Annotated in this window: 1 protein-coding gene; it reads right to left on the reverse strand. The window is 42.7% G+C overall.

Annotated elements, in window-relative coordinates; all coding sequences use genetic code 11:
* Nucleotides 1-74: 74 nt before the first annotated feature.
* Nucleotides 75-842: a TerC family protein gene (locus R7Q47_RS25310; RefSeq protein WP_140373598.1), complete on the reverse strand. Its 768-nt coding sequence runs from the start codon at nucleotides 840-842 to the stop codon at nucleotides 75-77.
* Between the last annotated feature and the right edge of the window lie 369 nt (nucleotides 843-1,211).

Raw genomic sequence — 1,211 nt, forward strand, 5'->3', positions numbered from 1 at the left:
AATTCTGAATCAGTAAATAAAATTGAAAGAAAAGCACACAAAAAGCCGCCCTCTTGAGCGGCTAAATTAGCAAGTTATTGGGCACCATAAATCACGGTTGGTTGATGCATTGGTCTGATTCGCTGGATAGTTCGGCGCTGTTTGTTCTTTAGTTGGATATGACACAGTTCCAGCACCAAACCAAACGCCATCGCAAAGTACACATACCCTTTATTGATATGGATTGCGAAGCCTTCGGCCATCAGCAAGCCACCCAGCAATACTAGGAACAGTAGCGCTAAGGTTTTGAAACCAGGGTAACGGGTAACTAGGTTATTGATCTTTTCAGCAGTCATAACCATGACCAATGCAGAGGCAATAATTGCAGCAACCATAAGCGGTACTTCACTTGTTAAACCGACTGCAGTGATGACAGAATCCATCGAGAATACCGCATCAACCGCAACGATTTGTAACAAAACCACCGCCAATCCCGTGCGCACATGGGTAGAGTGATTGGTTTCATTGTGAGTTAACCAGCTCCAAAGCTCTTTTAAGCTTTTCGCTAACAAAAACGCACCACCCAAGATCATTATCATATCTCGACCTGTCACTGCATGGTTTGCAACGCTAAATAGTGGTTGTGTAAGTTGCATGATCCATGTGATAGAAAACACCAATCCAATACGCGCTAACACCGCAAGACCAATACCTAGGTTTCGTGCAAGCTTTCTCTGGTGGGATGGCAATCTTTCACATAAAACGGAAATAAAAACGACGTTATCTACGCCTAAAACAACTTCGAGAGCAAATAAGGTGGCAAATATCACCCATGCTTCGGGCTGCATGAAAAGTTCTAACATGAGTATGCCTCCTGAGAATGGAAGCGATACGGAGAAGGGTTCAGTCGACTAAAGGGGTCGTCCATTAATTATTTATACCTCTGTTACTTAGGGATCTAGAGTTAAGCACCTCTTGGTTTGCAACACAATACTCTTTTCAACACAAAAACTAGTGTCTTTATTTGTGCTCTAAAGGATTCTTTCCATCTCACCCCTCCTCTGTTTATCACTCGGAAAAGTTTATAGTGTAGGCTTAAGGAACATCCCCGTTCGGAACGCTTCTATATCAAGCATATTCAGACATTCGGCAAGTAAAACGACAAGTCCGCCAAGCATCTTTTATCAAATAAAGCCAACAATGGACCTTAAGCTATTCCATTGAGCTCAAAG

It is taken from the genome of Vibrio sp. Vb0349 (genome assembly GCF_033338975.1).

What these genes read in the sequence shown, in the direction of transcription:
- R7Q47_RS25310 (WP_140373598.1), bottom strand. Translation starts at nt 842, where the DNA reads ATGTTAGAACTTTTCATGCAGCCCGAAGCATGGGTGATATTTGCCACC.